General features: G+C 57.6%; 17 protein-coding genes. 8 read left to right on the top strand and 9 right to left on the bottom strand.

Annotated elements, in window-relative coordinates:
• Positions 1 to 16: 16 nt before the first annotated feature.
• Positions 17 to 1,303 (bottom strand): MHYT domain-containing protein, encoded by a 1,287-nt coding sequence (locus tag ACP86_RS10050; RefSeq protein WP_053113547.1) that lies wholly within the window; start codon positions 1,301 to 1,303, stop codon positions 17 to 19.
• A gap of 234 nt (positions 1,304 to 1,537) precedes the next feature.
• Here ACP86_RS10050 and pdxH point away from each other — a divergent pair, with 234 nt between their 5' ends.
• The 5 genes from pdxH to ACP86_RS10025 are packed head-to-tail and all read left to right on the top strand — an operon-like array spanning position 1,538 to position 4,333.
• The gene (gene pdxH / locus ACP86_RS10045) at positions 1,538 to 2,173 is read left to right on the top strand and encodes a pyridoxamine 5'-phosphate oxidase (RefSeq protein ID WP_008176900.1); all 636 of its coding nucleotides are present in this window, start codon (positions 1,538 to 1,540) and stop codon (positions 2,171 to 2,173) included.
• Positions 2,142 to 2,900 carry a 4'-phosphopantetheinyl transferase family protein gene (locus ACP86_RS10040; protein WP_053113545.1) on the top strand — a complete coding sequence of 253 codons (759 nt, stop codon included), beginning with the start codon at positions 2,142 to 2,144 and terminating at the stop codon, positions 2,898 to 2,900. The genes pdxH and ACP86_RS10040 overlap by 32 nt, the downstream gene beginning before the upstream one ends.
• A gap of 33 nt (positions 2,901 to 2,933) precedes the next feature.
• Positions 2,934 to 3,515: a DNA-3-methyladenine glycosylase I gene (locus tag ACP86_RS10035; RefSeq protein ID WP_014578980.1), complete on the top strand. Its 582-nt coding sequence runs from the start codon at positions 2,934 to 2,936 to the stop codon at positions 3,513 to 3,515.
• Positions 3,516 to 3,572: 57 nt separating this feature from the next.
• Positions 3,573 to 3,878, top strand: coding sequence for a DUF6482 family protein (locus ACP86_RS10030; protein WP_014578979.1), 306 nt, complete (start codon positions 3,573 to 3,575; stop codon positions 3,876 to 3,878).
• Positions 3,875 to 4,333: a DUF3429 domain-containing protein gene (locus ACP86_RS10025; protein ID WP_008176894.1), complete on the top strand. Its 459-nt coding sequence runs from the start codon at positions 3,875 to 3,877 to the stop codon at positions 4,331 to 4,333. The genes ACP86_RS10030 and ACP86_RS10025 overlap by 4 nt, the downstream gene beginning before the upstream one ends.
• 33 nt (positions 4,334 to 4,366) lie before the next feature.
• Here ACP86_RS10025 and ACP86_RS10020 read toward each other — a convergent pair whose 3' ends face one another.
• The 8 genes from ACP86_RS10020 to ACP86_RS09985 form a co-directional block, all read right to left on the bottom strand.
• On the bottom strand, positions 4,367 to 5,365 hold the full coding sequence (locus ACP86_RS10020) for an RNA polymerase sigma factor RpoD/SigA (protein WP_053113543.1): 999 nt from the start codon (positions 5,363 to 5,365) through the stop codon (positions 4,367 to 4,369).
• Positions 5,366 to 5,503: 138 nt separating this feature from the next.
• Positions 5,504 to 6,946: an aspartate kinase gene (locus tag ACP86_RS10015; RefSeq protein ID WP_039882177.1), complete on the bottom strand. Its 1,443-nt coding sequence runs from the start codon at positions 6,944 to 6,946 to the stop codon at positions 5,504 to 5,506.
• Positions 6,947 to 6,996: 50 nt separating this feature from the next.
• Positions 6,997 to 8,265 carry a diaminobutyrate--2-oxoglutarate transaminase gene (gene ectB, locus ACP86_RS10010; protein ID WP_008176887.1) on the bottom strand — a complete coding sequence of 423 codons (1,269 nt, stop codon included), beginning with the start codon at positions 8,263 to 8,265 and terminating at the stop codon, positions 6,997 to 6,999.
• 207 nt (positions 8,266 to 8,472) lie between these two features.
• Entirely contained in the window at positions 8,473 to 8,988 is a 516-nt protein-coding gene (gene ectA / locus ACP86_RS10005) for a diaminobutyrate acetyltransferase (RefSeq protein ID WP_014578976.1), read from the bottom strand.
• A 148-nt stretch (positions 8,989 to 9,136) separates the two neighbouring features.
• Positions 9,137 to 10,087, bottom strand: a complete 951-nt coding sequence (locus tag ACP86_RS10000; protein WP_053113541.1) for a hypothetical protein — start codon at positions 10,085 to 10,087, stop codon at positions 9,137 to 9,139.
• A 4-nt stretch (positions 10,088 to 10,091) separates the two neighbouring features.
• Positions 10,092 to 11,495 carry a sodium:solute symporter family transporter gene (locus ACP86_RS09995; RefSeq protein WP_053113540.1) on the bottom strand — a complete coding sequence of 468 codons (1,404 nt, stop codon included), beginning with the start codon at positions 11,493 to 11,495 and terminating at the stop codon, positions 10,092 to 10,094.
• A 435-nt stretch (positions 11,496 to 11,930) separates the two neighbouring features.
• Positions 11,931 to 12,902 (bottom strand): radical SAM protein, encoded by a 972-nt coding sequence (locus ACP86_RS09990; protein ID WP_053113538.1) that lies wholly within the window; start codon positions 12,900 to 12,902, stop codon positions 11,931 to 11,933.
• Positions 12,889 to 15,078: an FAD-dependent oxidoreductase gene (locus tag ACP86_RS09985; protein ID WP_053113537.1), complete on the bottom strand. Its 2,190-nt coding sequence runs from the start codon at positions 15,076 to 15,078 to the stop codon at positions 12,889 to 12,891. Before ACP86_RS09985 ends, ACP86_RS09990 begins: the two co-directional genes overlap by 14 nt.
• 254 nt (positions 15,079 to 15,332) lie before the next feature.
• On the opposite strand from ACP86_RS09985, the gene ACP86_RS09980 reads away from it, so the two are divergent.
• From ACP86_RS09980 to ACP86_RS09970, 3 genes are read left to right on the top strand one after another with little or no spacing between them, the layout of a single operon-like run.
• Complete coding sequence (locus ACP86_RS09980; protein WP_014578970.1) at positions 15,333 to 15,950, top strand: RNA polymerase sigma factor; 618 nt, start codon at positions 15,333 to 15,335, stop codon at positions 15,948 to 15,950.
• The gene (locus ACP86_RS09975) at positions 15,944 to 16,210 is read left to right on the top strand and encodes a zf-HC2 domain-containing protein (RefSeq protein WP_008176876.1); all 267 of its coding nucleotides are present in this window, start codon (positions 15,944 to 15,946) and stop codon (positions 16,208 to 16,210) included. Before ACP86_RS09980 ends, ACP86_RS09975 begins: the two co-directional genes overlap by 7 nt.
• Positions 16,207 to 16,518 carry an EthD family reductase gene (locus ACP86_RS09970; RefSeq protein ID WP_008176874.1) on the top strand — a complete coding sequence of 104 codons (312 nt, stop codon included), beginning with the start codon at positions 16,207 to 16,209 and terminating at the stop codon, positions 16,516 to 16,518. Before ACP86_RS09975 ends, ACP86_RS09970 begins: the two co-directional genes overlap by 4 nt.
• The last annotated feature ends 24 nt before the right edge of the window (positions 16,519 to 16,542 follow it).

Below are 16,542 nucleotides of genomic sequence, written 5' to 3'. Positions count from 1 at the left end.
GCCCAGAGGCGGTTTGTCAGCTGTGACGGTTATGACCCGGCATCACCAACTCCGGGTCGGCGGCCATGTTCGCAAATTCGCCGATCTCATTGAGATCTCTGGGTACCATGGCAGCTCGCACCAGCTTACGAGTCGAATTGCCGGTTTTCGGATAGGCCGCCTGACCGGCGCGCCAGGTTACCGGCATCGCAGGCGTGCCGATACGCTGATCAATCTGCCGCAACCGCTTGTACATGAAGGCATGCTGGCTATCTTCATGATCTGGCACCAGGGCAAAGAAGGCGCTGGCCGAGTATCGGGCGAGAAACACCTGGTCCGACATCTGATCACGCAATGCCTCGCTGATTTCCCTGACGACCGCGTTCAACGACTCATCACCCATTCCGGTGGACAGTTCACGGAAGTTGGCGATGTCGAGGTAAATCAAGGCAAACGGGTTGCCGCGGTCGTTGTCCCGGGCAAGGATATCCAGCAGGCGTTGTTCCAGCGCTGACCGGTTGGGCAGGCCGGTAACGGCATCGGTAAAGGCAAGCTCTGCCACCCGTTTATCCTCTTCCGCCTTGAATTCCTCAAGTGCCCGCTGATGTTTTACATCCAGGACGGTCACCACCAGGGCCACGGCCAGCATCGCAATGCAGAAGACGGCCAGGGGTATTCCCATCCAGTTCCCCCGCAGGCCGTTGTCAGCTGCAGGTACGGCGCCCTCCGGAAAGGTCATCGCCATCATGCCCGTGTAATGCATTCCACAGATTGCAGCGGCCATCGCCAGGGCCGCCACAAACTGGACCGCCAGGGTGCCGGATCCGTCCATGCCCTGCAGTTTCCGGCAGAGGGCAAGTGCGGCTCCCGAAGCCACAACGGCAATCGCGATCGAAATCAGCAAAAATACGGTGTTAAACGTCGGCGGCGCCGACATCCGCATGGCGTACATGCCCAGGTAGTGCATCACTACGATACCGCTGGCCATGGACAGGGTCGCACTGACGAACAGAGGGACTCCCAATTGTTTGCGCCCGATGATGTGCAGAGCCACACCGGAAGCGAGCACGGCTGCGAACCAGGAAACCAAGGTCATGATCACATCAAACGACATGGGAACACCCATCGGCATAGCCCGCATTCCAACGAAATGCATCGTCCAGACTCCGGTGCCCATCAGCAGGGCGCCGGCCAGTAGCCATTTCCGACGTTCGCCAGACTCCGCATTAACGAGTCTGGCGCCAAAAAACAGAGCCGCATAAGCTGCCAATACAGCAACCAGAAAGGAGGCGACAACCAGGGGCAAATCATATTCGGACATCATTTGTGCAAACCTTTGTTTTGTGTGTGCGCGCGGGCCAGCCAGGCAGTTTGCCCAAACCAGACCCGCATCAGCGTCGAAGGAGATACGGGCCAGCTGTGATACAGGTCTCACTTTATTGTTGGGTTTATGTAACCGTTTCAGACATAAGCAGCGCTGACAGTGAACCCTGAACCCGATATGCTTCTGGCTCGTATTTCTCCCGGGTCGTTTTACGCGCAGGCAAGAGGACAGGTTATGGACATCGGCGATATGCGTCGTGATTTCGAGAGCGAGGGGCTGGATCGCGATGCACTGGACAACAATCCGGTGCAGCAGTTCCAGAACTGGTTTGAGGATGCCCGGGAAGCAGGCATTCTGGAACCCAACGCCATGTCGCTGGCGACCACGGGGCAGGACGGCATGCCAGATCTCCGCACGGTATTGCTGAAGTACTTCGACGACCATGGCTTTGTGTTCTACACCAACTACGGCAGTCGCAAAGCGAAGGAGATGGAGGAAAATCCGCAGGCGGCGCTCTTGTTCCCCTGGATCGGACTGAACCGACAAGTGAGGATCCAGGGTGCCGTTGAGAAAGTCAGCAAGGCCGAATCCCTGCGCTACTTCGCATCGCGCCCCAGAGGCAGCCAGATCGGCGCCTGGGTTTCCGAACAGAGCAAGGCCATTACGTCCAGGGGCCTGCTCGAACAGAAGGTTGCCGAAATCAAGCGGAAATTCAGCGAGGGCGAAGTGCCTCTTCCCAGCTTCTGGGGCGGCTATCGCATCGTGCCGGAGCGTATCGAATTCTGGCAGGGCAGGCCCAGCCGGCTTCACGACCGTTTTGAATATGTGAGGAAAGGCGATGGCTGGCTCATCCAGCGACTTCAACCCTGAATCCCGGCCGTCGGTCTGGCTGTGTCACCAGACCGACGGGCCTGAAATTGCGCACCCGCATTGGCTGACTGACTACGAACGCCAGACAGCGAGCAAGTTCAGCGGTCCCCGGGAACGAGAATACCTTTCCAGCCGCTGGCTGATTCGTCAGGCCATCGGCAAGTCAGCGCAGGTGGCACCGGACCTCTGCTGCCCGGTATCCGGGCGCCCCAACGCGTCGGGCACGCCCGAGGGCTGGCGACTGTCCCTCAGCCACAGCCAGGGCCTGTCTGCCTGCGCCACTCTATCAGGCTCGCCCATTGGACTGGATCTTGAACCCTGCCAGCGCCATGCTCAATGGCAGAAAGTGGTAAAACGCTGGTTCTCCCCCGTCGAGCAGGAGTGGCTGTTCCGGGAAGACGACTCCAACACCTTCCTCAAGGTCTGGACCCTGAAGGAAGCATGGCTGAAAGCCACGGGCAGGGGCATTGCCGGCAACCTGCAAACGCTCGAGGTGCGGAAGAATTTCGAGATCTACGGCGACCAGCCCGAGCAGGACTGGCAGGCGGCCTGTTGCTACATCGAAGGCTATCTGTTGACCGTGGTGTACCGTGGAAGCCGGCCCCTATGGCCAGAAATCACCCTACTTGAGCCGCCGCCACGGGACTTCGCCCTGGTGGATGCCGAGCCGATGGAGGCCTACTGGGAGCCACTGTTCCAACGCACGATTCGTCGAAAAAGCACGTAACCCGAACCAGACACAAATGACACAGGCTATTGTATGGAGAACGCTGAACGCTGCCCCTGGTGCGGGGATGACCCGCTTTACGTGCACTATCACGACACCGTCTGGGGCCGCCCGGAGTACGACGATCTCGCCCTTTTCGAAAAACTCTGCCTGGACGGCCAACAGGCCGGCCTGAGCTGGATCACCATCTTGCGAAAACAGCACAATTACCGAGCCGCTTACGATGACTTCAATCCGGAAAAGATCGTCCGTTACGATGAAGCGAAGGTCGAGGAACTGCTGTCAGACCCGGGCATCATCCGCAACCGGCTAAAGGTCAGGTCGATCATCAAGAATGCCCGGGGTTATCTGGATCTGCGGGAACAAGGTATCGGTTTCAGTGATTTCCTCTGGTCTTTTGTTGGCGATAAACCGATCCAGAACCATTGGCGCGCCTTCTCCGAAGTACCGACCACAACCGCAGAATCCGAGGCCATGTCGAAAGCTCTGAAGCGATCCGGTTTCACCTTTGTCGGCCCAACCATTGTGTACGCCTTCATGCAGGCGACCGGCATGGTGAACGATCATCTGGTTCAGTGCCCACAACACCGGGAATGCTATTTACTAAGCCAATGATCTCAATAGGCTGAGGGGTCGTAAGTTCTGGAGTGTTTGAAACCGCGGAGCTTTACTGTGCGAATCACTCTTGACCAACTCAGAAGCCTGCAGAGTCCGGTTATCGACCTGCTTGAGATCCTCTCGCTTGAGGGCCAGCACTACATGGCCCGCCTGAGTATGGACAACCAGACCCTGCTCCTCTCGGAAAAGAACGGAACCACCAGCCTTTTCCGGGGTGCCTGGCAGATCCAGGACACCCTGGCCTCGTTCGACATTCGGGAGACCCAGGTGGTCCACCCATCGGCTTACCACGAAATGGTGGGAATGGAACCGACCGACGTTGAGCCGATGCGAATCCGGGTGCAGAGGCAGAAAACGTGATTGCTGTAGCGAGACTTGCCATCCTTGTTGGCATCGCCGGATTGATCCCGTTTATCGGCCTCCTGGCGGGGCTGTTTTTCATGCCGCAATACAGTGTGGCGCTTCTCGGCTACTTCTATCTGTACAGCGCAGGCATTCTGGCGTTTATGGCTGGCGTTTATTGGCCCATTGCCATGCAGCTGGACAACTGCTGCTACCCGTTGTCCCCACTGATGACCATGTTACTCAGCCAAGTCTTCTTTGTGGCCGCAGGGATAGGGCTACTTCTGCCTGTCAGTGGCCAGATTGTGTTGTATACCAGTGCCTATCTCGCCCTCTATCTGGTGGACGCCCGCTGGATGAAGGTCTATTGGCCAGCCTGGTATCTTCGTCTGAGACTGGTCCTCACCTCGGTGGTACTGGTCTGTCAGCTTACAGCGGCAGCCTGGTTTCTCCTGCTGCACACTGCTCACTGAATTCTGAAGGGGAATGCCGGAGCCTGACTGATGTCAGGCTCCAAACGCATCTTCGGGGGATTCGTAACGACTCTGCAGCTTCTTCAGGGCAGTTTTCTCGATCTGGCGCACCCGCTCTCTGCTGATGCCAAGATCGTCGGAAATCACCTGCAGCGTTTCCGGTTCCGGCAGTCCCAGACCGTAACGACGCGACAGAATGTCTTTCTCACGATCATTCAGCTCGCTGAGCATCGACTTCAGGGTGCGCTGCCGGTCCCTGTCCGACATCGGATGATCCGGCGCCATCTGGTCGCCGGCGTCCAGGCTGTCTCCCAAGGTGACGGACCCGTCCTCAACAAGGGGAACATCGGTTGATATCTCCCGGGTCGCCAGCGCCCTTAACTCGCCGATCCTCGACGGGCTTGCCTCCATTTCGCGGGCAAGCTCCGATTGGGAAGGCGTCCGCCCAAGGCTCTGATGCATTCGCAGTGACACCTTGTGCAGCTGGCGAATTTCATCCACCACGTTTTCCGGTGTGTGCACCAGCCGGGTCCCACGCTGCAGGCAGCGTTTGACTTCCTCGCTTATCCACCAGTAGGCATAGGTCGAGAATCGGAAGCCCTTGGTGGGATCAAAACGCTCTACCGCCTTGACCAGACCGACGTTGGCGTCCTGGATGAGGTCAGACATAGGGATACCGTGCTGCCCGTAACGGCGGGCAATATGCACCGCCAGACGCAGATTGCTCTGTATCAGCTTGCGACGACAAGCCGTCGCCAGATGAAAGGCCCGGCGACATCGAGATGAAAACGCACAGGCGTCGCCGAGGCTACCAATCACTTCCCGGAACGTCTGCGGAGTCTCCTCCGGCAGGGCCAGTTCGGTACTGATGATTCGGTAGCACAGTGTCAGTTTGCGGGAGAGGCGGCGTTCGGCCTCATCTGTCAGCAGTTCATACCGGGACGCATCCCTGAAGTACAGCCCGACCAGGGAATCCCTTTCACCATCGTTGGGCGTTGTCGGAGACGGTCCCAGCCTTTCGGTCGTTCGCATGGCTTAGGTACCGGTCAGAATTTACACCAAAGAATACGACGTGCTGTAGCTGATGGATTTACCGGGGCAGGGTCAGTAAAAACCCACAGGCGACACGGACGGTCGGCTGTGGGTATTGTGCGGGGAGGTTACAGAAACTCAGGCTGCGACGATCGCATACTCATGGTTGTGAGGCTCGATCAGAACGCCATGCAGAGCAACGATGGCTTTCTCATAGTCGTCCTCATCCACCACAAACTGGATGTCCACCTGACGCATGCACTGGTGCAGCGCAAGAATACTGATTTCCTCATCGGCCAGCGCCTTCACGGAACGGGCCAGAATACCCGGAACCTTCATATCGCTGCCGATGGCCGAAACAACCGCCACCTTCCGGGTGTTGATTTCGGCATTGGGGAACTCTTCCTTCAGCGCCTTGACCACCCGCTTGACGTGTTTCAGCGTGCTGCCCACATAGTGGGTAATGGTGTTGGCGTTGGTGTCCTTGGACATGAAACGAACCTTGAAACGGCTCAATACATCCAGAATACGGCGATCGGAGCCCGGCTCGCCCTGCATGTCCTGATCGAACACTTCCACGGCAAAAACGCCTTTGGCACCCGCGATGATCTCCACCTGAGGCTTCTCACTGACGTAGTCGCCAGTGATCAGCGTACCGGTGTGCTCCGGCTCAAAGGTGTTCATCACACGCAGCGGAATCTCGTTCTGGCGCATGCCTTTACCGGCACGGGGATGAATCGCTTCCATGCCCAGATTGGCCAGCTGGTCGGCCACGTCGTAATTGGTGCGACCGAGGGGCACCACCTTGTCTGCGCCAACAATGTTGGGGTCGGCAGAGCTCAGGTGGTATTCCTTGTGGATAATCGCTTCTCGGGCCTCGGTGATTACCGCTACCCGGCTGAAGGTCATCTCGCTGTAACCCCGGTCGAAGGTACGCATCAGACCTTCCTTGCACTGGGCATAACCGGTCACGATCGGCAGCTCACGGGTGAGGTCCACCGCATCGAAGGCCTGCTTGAGCTTTTCGTCCAGCGGCAGCAACTCGTTATCGCGCCAGCCGGTCAAATCCACAAAGCGGGCATTGATGCCTTCCTGCTGGAGCTTCAGGGCGGTATTGAAGGCACTGTGGGCCTCACCAATACCGGCCAGCATTTCACGCACCGTCAGCAGATGTTCTTCCAGCTGAAACTGGCCATAGGAGCACAGGCGCTGCAGGTCGATCAGGCAGCCCCGAACACCTTCAATCCGGTCGGTGATAAACTGGTCCGCCTGCTGCTTTAGCATCGGGTCTTCGAACAGCTCGCCGTTGATATCAGTCAGGAACTTGACCAGTTTGGTGAGGTCGTCGCCCCAGGCCCAGTCAGACTCTGCATCCGCAAACAGGGCATAAACGCCTGGCTCACCGGTCTTCTTGTGTTCCAGCAGTTCGTTGGTCACGCCACCATAGGCAGAGACCACAAAAATGCGCTGGTACAGGTTATCCTTCTTGCGATTACCGATAATGATGTTGTCACGGACGGCCTCGTAATTACTCATCGAGGTGCCGCCGATTTTCTCAACGGTATGTAGTTGGCTGGTCATAATCTTGCCTTTGCTATCCTGCAGCATGAATGTCCGGAGGTGCAGGCGTCTTACGACGCCTCGCTAAGCCCTTCCTGCATGATTTCGTCCACACTTTTTGCCAGCAGAGCAGCCCCTTTCTTGAGGTCTTCCTCGCTGGTTGTAAGCGGCATCAGGCACTTGATGACTTCATCATTCGGACCACTGGTCTCGATGATCAGGCCGTGCTCGAAGGCACGTTTGGTAATCGGGCCTGTGATGTCTGCGTGCTTTGCTTCAATACCACGCATCAAACCGCGCCCCTTCATTTTGAACTGACCGGGGTACTTGTCGCAAATCGACTGAAGGGCATCGCCCAGCACCTTGGTCTTGGCCTTCACCTCATTGGCAAAGGCATCGTCTTTCCAGTAGTTCTCGACAGCAGCGCGGGCAGTGATAAACGCCATGTTGTTGCCGCGGAAGGTACCGTTGTGCTCGCCCGGATCCCACACGTCCAGCTCCGGCTTGAACAGTACCAGGGCCATCGGCAGGCCATAGCCACTGAGGGACTTGGAAACCGTTACGATGTCCGGCTTGATACCGGCAAATTCAAAGCTGAAGAACTCGCCGGTGCGGCCATTGCCCGCCTGGATATCATCCAGGATCAGCAGAATATCGTGCTTCTTGCACAGCTCCGACAGGCCTTTCAGCCATTCCGCGCGACAGGCGTTCAGACCGCCTTCGCCCTGAACCGCTTCGACGATTACCGCCGCTGGCAGTTCAAAACCGGAGGAGCCGTCGCTCAGCAGTTTATCCATGATCGCCAGGGTATCGACATCGTCGCCCAGGTAGCCGTCATAGAACATGAAGTCGACATTGCCCAGGGGCGTGCCAACACCGCCGCGGTGATGCTTGTTACCCGTAGTGGCAACCGCGCCCATGGTCACGCCGTGGAAACCGTTGGTAAAGGAAATAATGCCGCTGCGGCCTTTCACCTTACGGGCCAGCTTCAGGGCCGCTTCCACACAGTTGGTGCCGGTGGGACCGGTGAACTGCATTTTGTAATCCAGACCACGGGGATCCAGAATGTGCTTCTTGTAGGATTCCATGAAGTCGTGCTTGGCCGTGGTAAACATATCCAGGCCCTGGCTCACGCCGTCTGCCTCGATGTACTCAAGCAAAGCCTTCTTCAGGGTATCGTTGTTGTGGCCGTAGTTCAGGGACCCGGCGCCGGCGAGAAAATCCAGGTATTCCTTGCCATCTTCGGTGTACAGATGCGCGTTCTTGGCGCGGTTGAAGATAACCGGAAACGCACGGCTGTATACACGTACTTCGGATTCAGTCGACTTGAAAATTTCCATCGTCTTGCCTCTTAGCATGTCAGGTTCGAGGTAGATGCGCGGCGGCTTATCAAAAACTGCTGATGGGGTAGCGATAGGCCTACCGTGCGTTGATTAAAGCCCTGTGACAGACCTACCTCAGTGGTCCGCCGGCTAATTCAAATCACAGCTTTACAGTCGTTCACAGCCCCGCAATCTTGTTGCAGGGCTGATCCAGGACCGCGGCCCTCAGGCTGGCTTCGTGAAAGGCCCTATGCGCAGCAAGAATTCGGAATCGTGCTTGCCGCCAAAGTGGGTCTCTTTCTCGAAATGCTCGTGGTAGGTGAGCTCGGCTCCCATATCACGGGCGAACGAACGGAACAGCGCCCATGAAGCCTCGTTGTCCTCGGTGATGGTTGTCTCCATATGGGTGACGTTCTTGCACGCATCACGGCCAACGATTTCTTTCAGCATCCGCTTGGCCAGGCCCTGTCCACGACCTTTCTCATGCACGGCCACTTGCCAGACAAACACGGTTTCGGGCTGTTGGGGAGGGATGTATCCGGAGATAAAGCCGACCAGATCGCCGTCCTTCTCCGCGGCCACGCCGGTTTCGGCAAAGTGGCTGCACTGCAACAGGTTGCAGTAAATCGAGTTGGGGTCCAGCGGCGGGCACTCTGCCACCAGCTGGTGGAGCCTGAAGCCATCATCTTTCACCGGTGTGCGAAGCGTGATGGCGGTGGTATTCGATCCTTCTGATGTCATAACGAGATCAATTCGTGGCAAAAAGTTAGTGTTGAATTATATAGACCACAAAATATATTTCAAGTACAGCTCAAACCCGCCTACGGCAAGGCTCCAGCTCACCTTTTCAGAATAGACCGGATTGAAGCATTCGCCAGTGACAAAATGGTTAAATTAATGAAGGAAAAATCACATCATCGGCACTCAGTGAGGTGCCTTTCAGAATTCGGTTCCGATAGGACACAGCGGCAGGCGAGCCGGCCGGCCATAACCGGTCAAACTCCGGCAGCCAGGCTTCAAGGGGGAAGGACACCGGCAGCAAAGAGACATGCAGCCCATGCCGCTCAATTCCGGCAACAGGCTCAATGACGGGGCTGGACAGACCAATTCGGGTGATCAGCCCACGCGGGTCTGATTGCAGATTCCCCATGCCTGCGGAGCCATTGTTCACCACCACCCGACTCTGCTCACCCACCAACCCCGACCAGAGCACCGGCAGGCACGTGTGGGTTGAGGCAATGACATCGGCCCCCGACGCCAGGAACCATTGCGAGAGCTTGCCATCGTTACCCTCGACAAAAGCTTCGTGAGCCAACCCCCATCCGGCCAGGGACTCCAGATCCCCGTGCACCACCAAAACCTTTAGGCCTCCAAAGATCAGGCATCGATACCGCGGCAGCAAGGACAAGCGACGCTGGATATCCGGATGTTCCCCGGCAATCCCCTGAAGCCGCTCCATGATAAGGTTCGACCGCTCCACTACGCCCTGATCGACAAAATCCGGGTAGGCGCAACCGCATCCGGCACCGGCACTGGGATTCGCCAGCTCGAAATCCACATTCCCGAGACTGACCGTGTGATCCAACACCCGGTTATTGATGGTTCGGAACAGGCGATCGCTGGCGTTGAACCAGTTGAAGTCACCATTGAACACCAGCTTCACCCGGTGCCCCTGACGCTCCTCCGCCAGCGCCATCTGCTCGATTTCATCGAGGGCCCAGGGATTCCCGTAAAGCCCTCCAATGATATACAGCACGTCCTCGGAAACCGTGCGGGGATCCTCGCAAAGCGATTCGGCAGAGTACCGGTACGCCAACGGACAGCTGCGGCCTTCGCTCATCGGCTCAGGCCTCCCCCGCCGCCAGTGACCGTCCGGCAAGACGACGAAGCACTAAAGGCGTAAAGAAGCCAGCCGTGCAGATCAGGAAGCCATAGGCGTTCACGCCCAGCAACATGGCGTATTTGCCATCGCCAATGGCCCAGCTTGCTGGAATCAGCCCAACCGCAAGCAAGACCCCGAGCCCCAGGCCGGTCCAGAAACTCAGATGGAAACTCCACGGCGACCACTTGGTGAAACCGTAGAACAGGAACACCGGCGCCAGCCCCATGACCATCGTCCCGGAGATGGTGGTGGCCTTGAGGATATCGGTGCCGGCGAACATCGGCAGGTTGCCCAGGAAGGCAAAGATCACCATCACGACCGCACCCACCCGCATGCTCGGCAGCTTGTCAGAGGCACGTTGCGCCAGCCTGGGCAGATCTACCGCCAGCGACTTGGCCAGCGACGTGAAAGTGGAATCCAGGGTGGACCCCGCCGACGTCATCATTACCACGCTCATGAAGAACAACGCTGCCAGGCCCAGAGACTGGCCCACGGCAGCAGGCGCATTGCCCATGGCCTCAATGCCGTTAAGCCGGGCGTGAACCCCCACCAGACTGAAGATAAACACCGCCACGAAGCCCAGTAGTCCGGCCACCACAAAGCTCTTGAGCATGGTCTTTTCCTTGTTCACAAAACCCCGGTCGGTCAGTACCGGATCGTGGAACGGATAACTGAACAGTTGCAGCAGAGCCACCAGCAACAGATCAAACCCGGCATTGAGCCGGAACTCACCATCGGTCAGCAGCACGCTGGTATCGTTGGCAGGAATGATCAAAAACAGCACCGCGCCCACAAAGAACACAAACACGAACGCCTGAATCACATCGGTGAAAATCGACGACCGCAGCCCACCCTTCAGGCTGTAGGCAAGCGTAAACACCGTAAACAACATCGCCGCCGCGTAATACTCCCATTCACCGGGCAACCCGAAGTAACCACCCACCACTGCCGTGTTACTCCAGACCTCGTTATACAGCCGAATCAGAATCGCCGCCGCAAACGCCAGACTGGCCAGCCGGCCAAACCGGGAGGTCAGAAAATCCTGCAGACTCCGCGCCCCGGTCTGGGTCCGGATCAGGTAAATCACATACCCCGCCACAGGAATCGAGAGCCAGTAACTGGCATAGGCCAGACCGCCCACCACACCATAAGCCGCACCCAGGTTCGCCGCATTGGTCACTGACTTGGCGAAGATCCAGCTGATAAAAATACTCGCCGTCAGCGACCACTGACCCACCGGATTACCCTGGTCATCGGCGCCCTTGTAGAAAGAGTTCGCGTTCTTGCTCCTGGGCGACAGCCAATACATCACCACGCCGTAGACCAGCAGGAATCCCCAGAACAGGGAGGCCTCTGTGAAGTTCATGTTTTCTTACCTTGTTCTTTGTCGTTTAGTCCGGGGTTTTTCCCGGGGTTTCTGGTTTGGGTGCCTTTCGGGACAGGCCGGTAGGGATTTCAAAAAAACGCCCGTGAACCCATCCATGGGGGGCTTGGTCGCGCCGTCCATGGCGCTCCACATTTTTTGAAATCCCTACCGGCCTGCCCCTTGTTTAACCTCGGTGTTGGCATCCCCGGCAACGGAAATAGGCTCCAACGAACTCTGACGGACTTTTCTTCTTTCTTTTCTTTCCCACTCAGCGACCGAATAGCAAAGCCGTACCCGCGGTCTGGGTGGTGAGGTTATTTTCCCGCCAGGAAAAAGATGTCTGAGCGAAGCGAGTTGTTTTTCCCAAGGGAAAATAACCTCACCTCCCAGGCCGCCAATGACCAACTATCAGTCCTTAGCGGCCCTACACCAGAATCAAGCCGGCGCCGAACAGCTGGCCCCAAAGCGGTAACAGGAAAAACACCGGTGATGCCGCAACATAATGCGCTCATCCATACTCTCGGCCAGCGTCCCCCCCAGGTCATACTGCGGGTCATCGTCCACCAGCGTGCAGGCATAAACCCGAACCTGATCGCCCTTCTTCACCAGCATCCGCGTATACGTGCACATGAAATGGGAGCGAGCCTCTTTGGTCGGATACTTCTCCATGCAGGTCTCGGTAATCTCCGGGCTGCCGTCTTCCGAGCCTGGCGTACCCAGATCCGGAAATGCGGTGAATGCCAGGTTCTCCGGGATGCCCCACTCCCGGAAGATGTCACGGAACGCGGCTTCGACATCTGCCGGAATTTCCTCCGGATCGGTCTGGCGGGCAATGGACACCTTGAAGCCCTGATCGACCAGCCAGCGGATGCCCTGCAAGGCCTCATCAAAGCTGCCGTCACCGCGGTCCTTGTCGTGACGGGCCCGGTCCGGGAAGTCCAGGCTGACCCGGAAATGAATCGGGTAGGGGTTGTCCAGCAAAGGCAGCACCTGATGCTGTCGCTTGTGCAGCGGCTCGGTGGCGTTGGTCAGCACGAAGCAGGGCCGGTGCTGGCTGGCGTAATCCAGGATATTGACGAAGTCGCGGATTACGAAGGGCTCACCACCGGTGAAGGAAAACTGCTCCACGCCCATGTCGATGGCTTCGTGGATAAACGGCTTCACGTCACTGAGCTTCATGCCCGGAATCCGGCCATCGCCGGGATGGGAACCTTCCAGGCAAAAAGGGCAGGCCAGGTTGCATGCAGTACCGGTGTGGATCCACAGCTCTTTCAATTTGTCCGCGTCGATGTAACCCCGTGGGTCACCGTTGCGGGTGTGGGTCCAGCTATCACGGGCCCGGGGCTCCAGGACTTCCACGGCCGGAATACGGGTACTGCGGGCCGGTCTGGTTTCAATCAGGGGCATAGATGCTCCTCGGTGTATTCGTGTTTTTCCCACGGCGCCAGCCATGGAGCTTCTCCAGCAGTTTCAGGATGCCTTCAGGCGCGTGGGCCCGTTTCCATTCACCGGCAGCGTACTTGGCTGACTCGTTCCAGGTCGGATACGGGTGGATGGTACCCAGGATCTTGTTCAGGCCCAGGCCATGCTTCATGGCCAGGGTGAACTCGGCCAGGATTTCCCCGGCGTGGCTGCCAACTACCACGGCGCCCAGAATCTTGTCCTTGCCCGGCGGGGTCAGCACCTTGATAAAGCCATGATCCTCACTCTCGGCAATGGCTCGGTCCAGGTCGTCCAGACCGTAGCGGGTGATCTCGTAGGCCACGCCCTGCGCCCTGGCTTCGGCTTCACTCAGCCCCACTCGTGCCACTTCTGGCGAGGTAAAGGTCACCCAGGGCATTACCCGGTAATCCACCTTGAAGCGCTTGAACTGACCAAACAGGCCGTTCACGGCCGCATACCAGGCCTGGTGCGCCGCCGCATGGGTGAACTGATAAGGGCCGGCCACATCGCCGCAGGCAAACACATTGGGATAGCGCAGGCTCATATCTTCTTCCACCGGCACGGTTCCGTTCGGCAGAGTGTCCACGCCAATCCGCTCCAGATTCAGGCCTGCGGTGTTGGCCCTGCGGCCAACCGCCACGACAACCTCATCAAAGGGAATGCGAACCCGCTCACCCTCGTGCTCGCAGTAGGCAACCTTCTCGCCTTCCTCTATACGGAACTCTGCTGCGGAATGTTTCAACCGGACATCTACACCGTCCGCCTGGAACTGCTTCAGAACCAGTTCGGAGACATCCGCATCCTCCTTGGCCAGCAGGCGATCGCCCATCTCCACCTGGGTCACCTTGCTGCCTAGTCGGGCAAAGGCATGGGCCAGCTCCGAACCGATCGGGCCACCGCCCAACACCAGCAAGCGCTCGGGCTGCTCCTGCAGTTCCCACAGGTTATCCGAGGTTAGCGGCTCCATGTCCTTCAGGCCGGGAATTGGTGGTACAGCCGGCTTGCCGCCGGTGGCAACAACGATACTGCGGGCGGTCAGGCGTTCGGTGCGGCCATCATTGTGCCGGACCTCCAGTTCCCAGGGCGAGACGAAGCTGGCTTCGCCGGCAATGCAGTCCACACCCAGCTTGCGGTATCGCTCCGGCGAATCGTGGGGCTCCACTTTCGCGATGACATCCTTGACCCGGTTCATGATGTTCTTGAACGAGCCTTTAACGGGCACCGATTCCAGCCCGTACCGGTTGGCATGGCGCAGGGTGTCCGCCGCCTTGGCGCTGCGGATAAGCGCTTTGGAGGGCACGCAGCCGGTATTCAGGCAGTCGCCACCCATCTTGTGCTTCTCTATAAGAGCCACCTTGGCTTTCACGGCTGCGGCAATGTAGGCCGAGACCAGACCGGCAGAGCCACCGCCTATGACCAGCAGGTTGTAATCGAAATGTTCGGGCTTCTGCCAGCCGGCGTACACTTTGCGGCGGCGGATAAAGCCCACCACAAATTTGGCAATCAGCGGGAACAGACCCAGTAGCGCGAAGGAGAGCAGCAGATCCGCCGAGACAATGTCCCCGGTGGACTGGATCTGGCCCAACTGGGTGCCGGCGTTCACGTAAACAAATGTGCCAGGCAACATGGCGATCCAGCTTACCAGCGCATAGGTGCGCAGCTTCATGGCCGTCAGGCCCATGGCCAGGTTGATCAGGAAGAAGGGAAACACCGGCACAAGCCGCAGGGTTGCAAGGTAGAAGGCGCCGTCTTTTTCAATGCCGCGATCCATCTTCGCCACGGTTTCGCCATACCGTTTTCGAAGCGTGTCTCGCATCAGGAACCGCGCCACCAGGAAAGCAAGCGACGCACCGATAGTTGAAGCAACGGAGACGGCTGCCAGACCGTAGAGATTGCCGAAAAACGCACCACCGGCCAGCGTCATGATGGTAGCGCCTGGCAGAGAAAGCGCTGTTACCACGACATAAACAACAACGAAGCCCAGCACCGCAACCAACAGATTCTGATCGATCCAGTTACCGAGGGACTGTTGGTTTTCCTTCAGGTTCTCGAGAGTCAGAAGCTCGCTACCGCCACTGGCAATAAACCCGACAACCACAGCCGCAATCAACGCGACCAGAATCCATTTCTTGAGTGTCATGAAATAATCCTTTCTACCTTGAACGTGATAACGAAGAGACACCCCAATCCCGGAAGTGTTACATCAAACCTTGGGCTCAGTGTTCGTTACCGGCTTACCGTTGTTGTACGTCGTTCGGCAACGCATTGTGTCAACGATTGCTCATGAATATCTAACAATTTGATTACACCGCCTACCGAATACGCCGGGAACTTATCGACCGATTTCCAAACTTACTGCTATTCTTGAACAATTGCTCATAAAAGGGAACGGTCATGACTGACTCAAGTCGGGAAAAGGAGATAGAACTGATTCAGGGCTTGAAAACGGGTGATAATGATTCTTTTCAGGAAGCAGTACGTGCCTACACCCCCGGCATGTTAGCAGTCGCCCGGTTCTATCTGGATCATTCCAGTGCAGAGGAAGCCGTTCAGGATTGCTGGGTTAAAGTTATTGATGCGATCCATGGCTTTGAAGGTCGTTCAGGTTTAAAAACCTGGTTGCACCGGGTTGTTGCCAACCGTTGCAAGAATCAGCTTCGATCGGCCAAGCGAGAGGTTTCTTCAGATTTTTCGGAGGCCCTGGAGCCGGCACTGTCGGACCGATTCAACGCCAAAGGCCGATGGGAGTTGCCGCCCAAACTGCAGTTTCACGACTCTGCCGACACCCTGATGGAAAACGGCGCCCTCAGCGATTGCCTGGACAAGCACCTCTCTGCGCTGCCGGAGACCCAGCGTTCTGCCCTGATGCTTTATGAGGCCCACCAGCACAAATCCGATGACGTCTGTAACATTCTGGACGTCAGTGCCTCTAATCTGCGTGTACTTTTGCATCGAGCGAGGCAAAAGATCTTTCTGATGGTGGAGAATTTCCAGGAGACCGGCGAATGCTGATGTGCAGGGATCTCGCGGTAATTGCCAGCGACTATATTGATGGCGAGCTGCCTGTTCTCCAGAACATGTCAGTCAAAATGCACCTGATGATGTGCAAGGACTGCCGGACCTTTATCGGCAATCTGCGGGCAAGCACCGACATGTTAAAAGCACATTCCTCTGGCGAGGCAGACGAGGAGCTTATCCGCAAGATTGACGAACGGGTGGCCGAGGCGCTAAAAGAGGGTCCCCGCGATTCCACAAACCGAGGCCCGAAATGATCAAAGTCAGTGTGATGTATCCGAAAACCGCAGAAAGCACCTTTGACCTTGCCTACTACCGAGACACGCACATGGCGTTGGTCCGCGACAGGCTGGGCGATGCCTGCAAGCGCACAGCCATCGAATCCGGGTTGGCCGGCGGCGCCCCGGGAGAGGGCCCCACTTACATTGCCATGGGCCACATGTATTTTGACTCTGTTGCCGATTTCCAGACCGCCTTCGGCCCCCATGCCAAGGAAATTCTTGGCGACATCCCGAACTTCACCAACGTTCAGCCAACAGTCCAGATCAGCGACGTTATCGAATAATCCTTCAGGTCGGACTCACAAACC

The sequence above is a fragment of the Marinobacter sp. CP1 genome, assembly GCF_001266795.1.
GTDB classification, from domain to species: Bacteria; Pseudomonadota; Gammaproteobacteria; order Pseudomonadales; family Oleiphilaceae; genus Marinobacter; species Marinobacter flavimaris.
This window is presented reverse-complemented; position numbering and strand designations above follow the sequence as displayed.

Coding starts and splice junctions, on each gene's coding strand:
- ACP86_RS09980 (WP_014578970.1), top strand. CDS start 15,333: ATGACTGACTCAAGTCGGGAAAAGGAGATAGAACTGATTCAGGGCTTG.
- ACP86_RS10015 (WP_039882177.1), bottom strand. CDS start 6,946: ATGACCAGCCAACTACATACCGTTGAGAAAATCGGCGGCACCTCGATG.
- ACP86_RS10035 (WP_014578980.1), top strand. CDS start 2,934: ATGGAGAACGCTGAACGCTGCCCCTGGTGCGGGGATGACCCGCTTTAC.
- ACP86_RS09975 (WP_008176876.1), top strand. CDS start 15,944: ATGCTGATGTGCAGGGATCTCGCGGTAATTGCCAGCGACTATATTGAT.
- ACP86_RS10020 (WP_053113543.1), bottom strand. CDS start 5,365: ATGCGAACGACCGAAAGGCTGGGACCGTCTCCGACAACGCCCAACGAT.
- ectA (WP_014578976.1), bottom strand. CDS start 8,988: ATGACATCAGAAGGATCGAATACCACCGCCATCACGCTTCGCACACCG.
- ACP86_RS10000 (WP_053113541.1), bottom strand. CDS start 10,087: ATGAGCGAAGGCCGCAGCTGTCCGTTGGCGTACCGGTACTCTGCCGAA.
- ACP86_RS09995 (WP_053113540.1), bottom strand. CDS start 11,495: ATGAACTTCACAGAGGCCTCCCTGTTCTGGGGATTCCTGCTGGTCTAC.
- ACP86_RS10040 (WP_053113545.1), top strand. CDS start 2,142: ATGGCTGGCTCATCCAGCGACTTCAACCCTGAATCCCGGCCGTCGGTC.
- ACP86_RS09970 (WP_008176874.1), top strand. CDS start 16,207: ATGATCAAAGTCAGTGTGATGTATCCGAAAACCGCAGAAAGCACCTTT.
- ACP86_RS10050 (WP_053113547.1), bottom strand. CDS start 1,303: ATGATGTCCGAATATGATTTGCCCCTGGTTGTCGCCTCCTTTCTGGTT.
- ACP86_RS09985 (WP_053113537.1), bottom strand. CDS start 15,078: ATGACACTCAAGAAATGGATTCTGGTCGCGTTGATTGCGGCTGTGGTT.
- ectB (WP_008176887.1), bottom strand. CDS start 8,265: ATGGAAATTTTCAAGTCGACTGAATCCGAAGTACGTGTATACAGCCGT.
- pdxH (WP_008176900.1), top strand. CDS start 1,538: ATGGACATCGGCGATATGCGTCGTGATTTCGAGAGCGAGGGGCTGGAT.
- ACP86_RS09990 (WP_053113538.1), bottom strand. CDS start 12,902: ATGCCCCTGATTGAAACCAGACCGGCCCGCAGTACCCGTATTCCGGCC.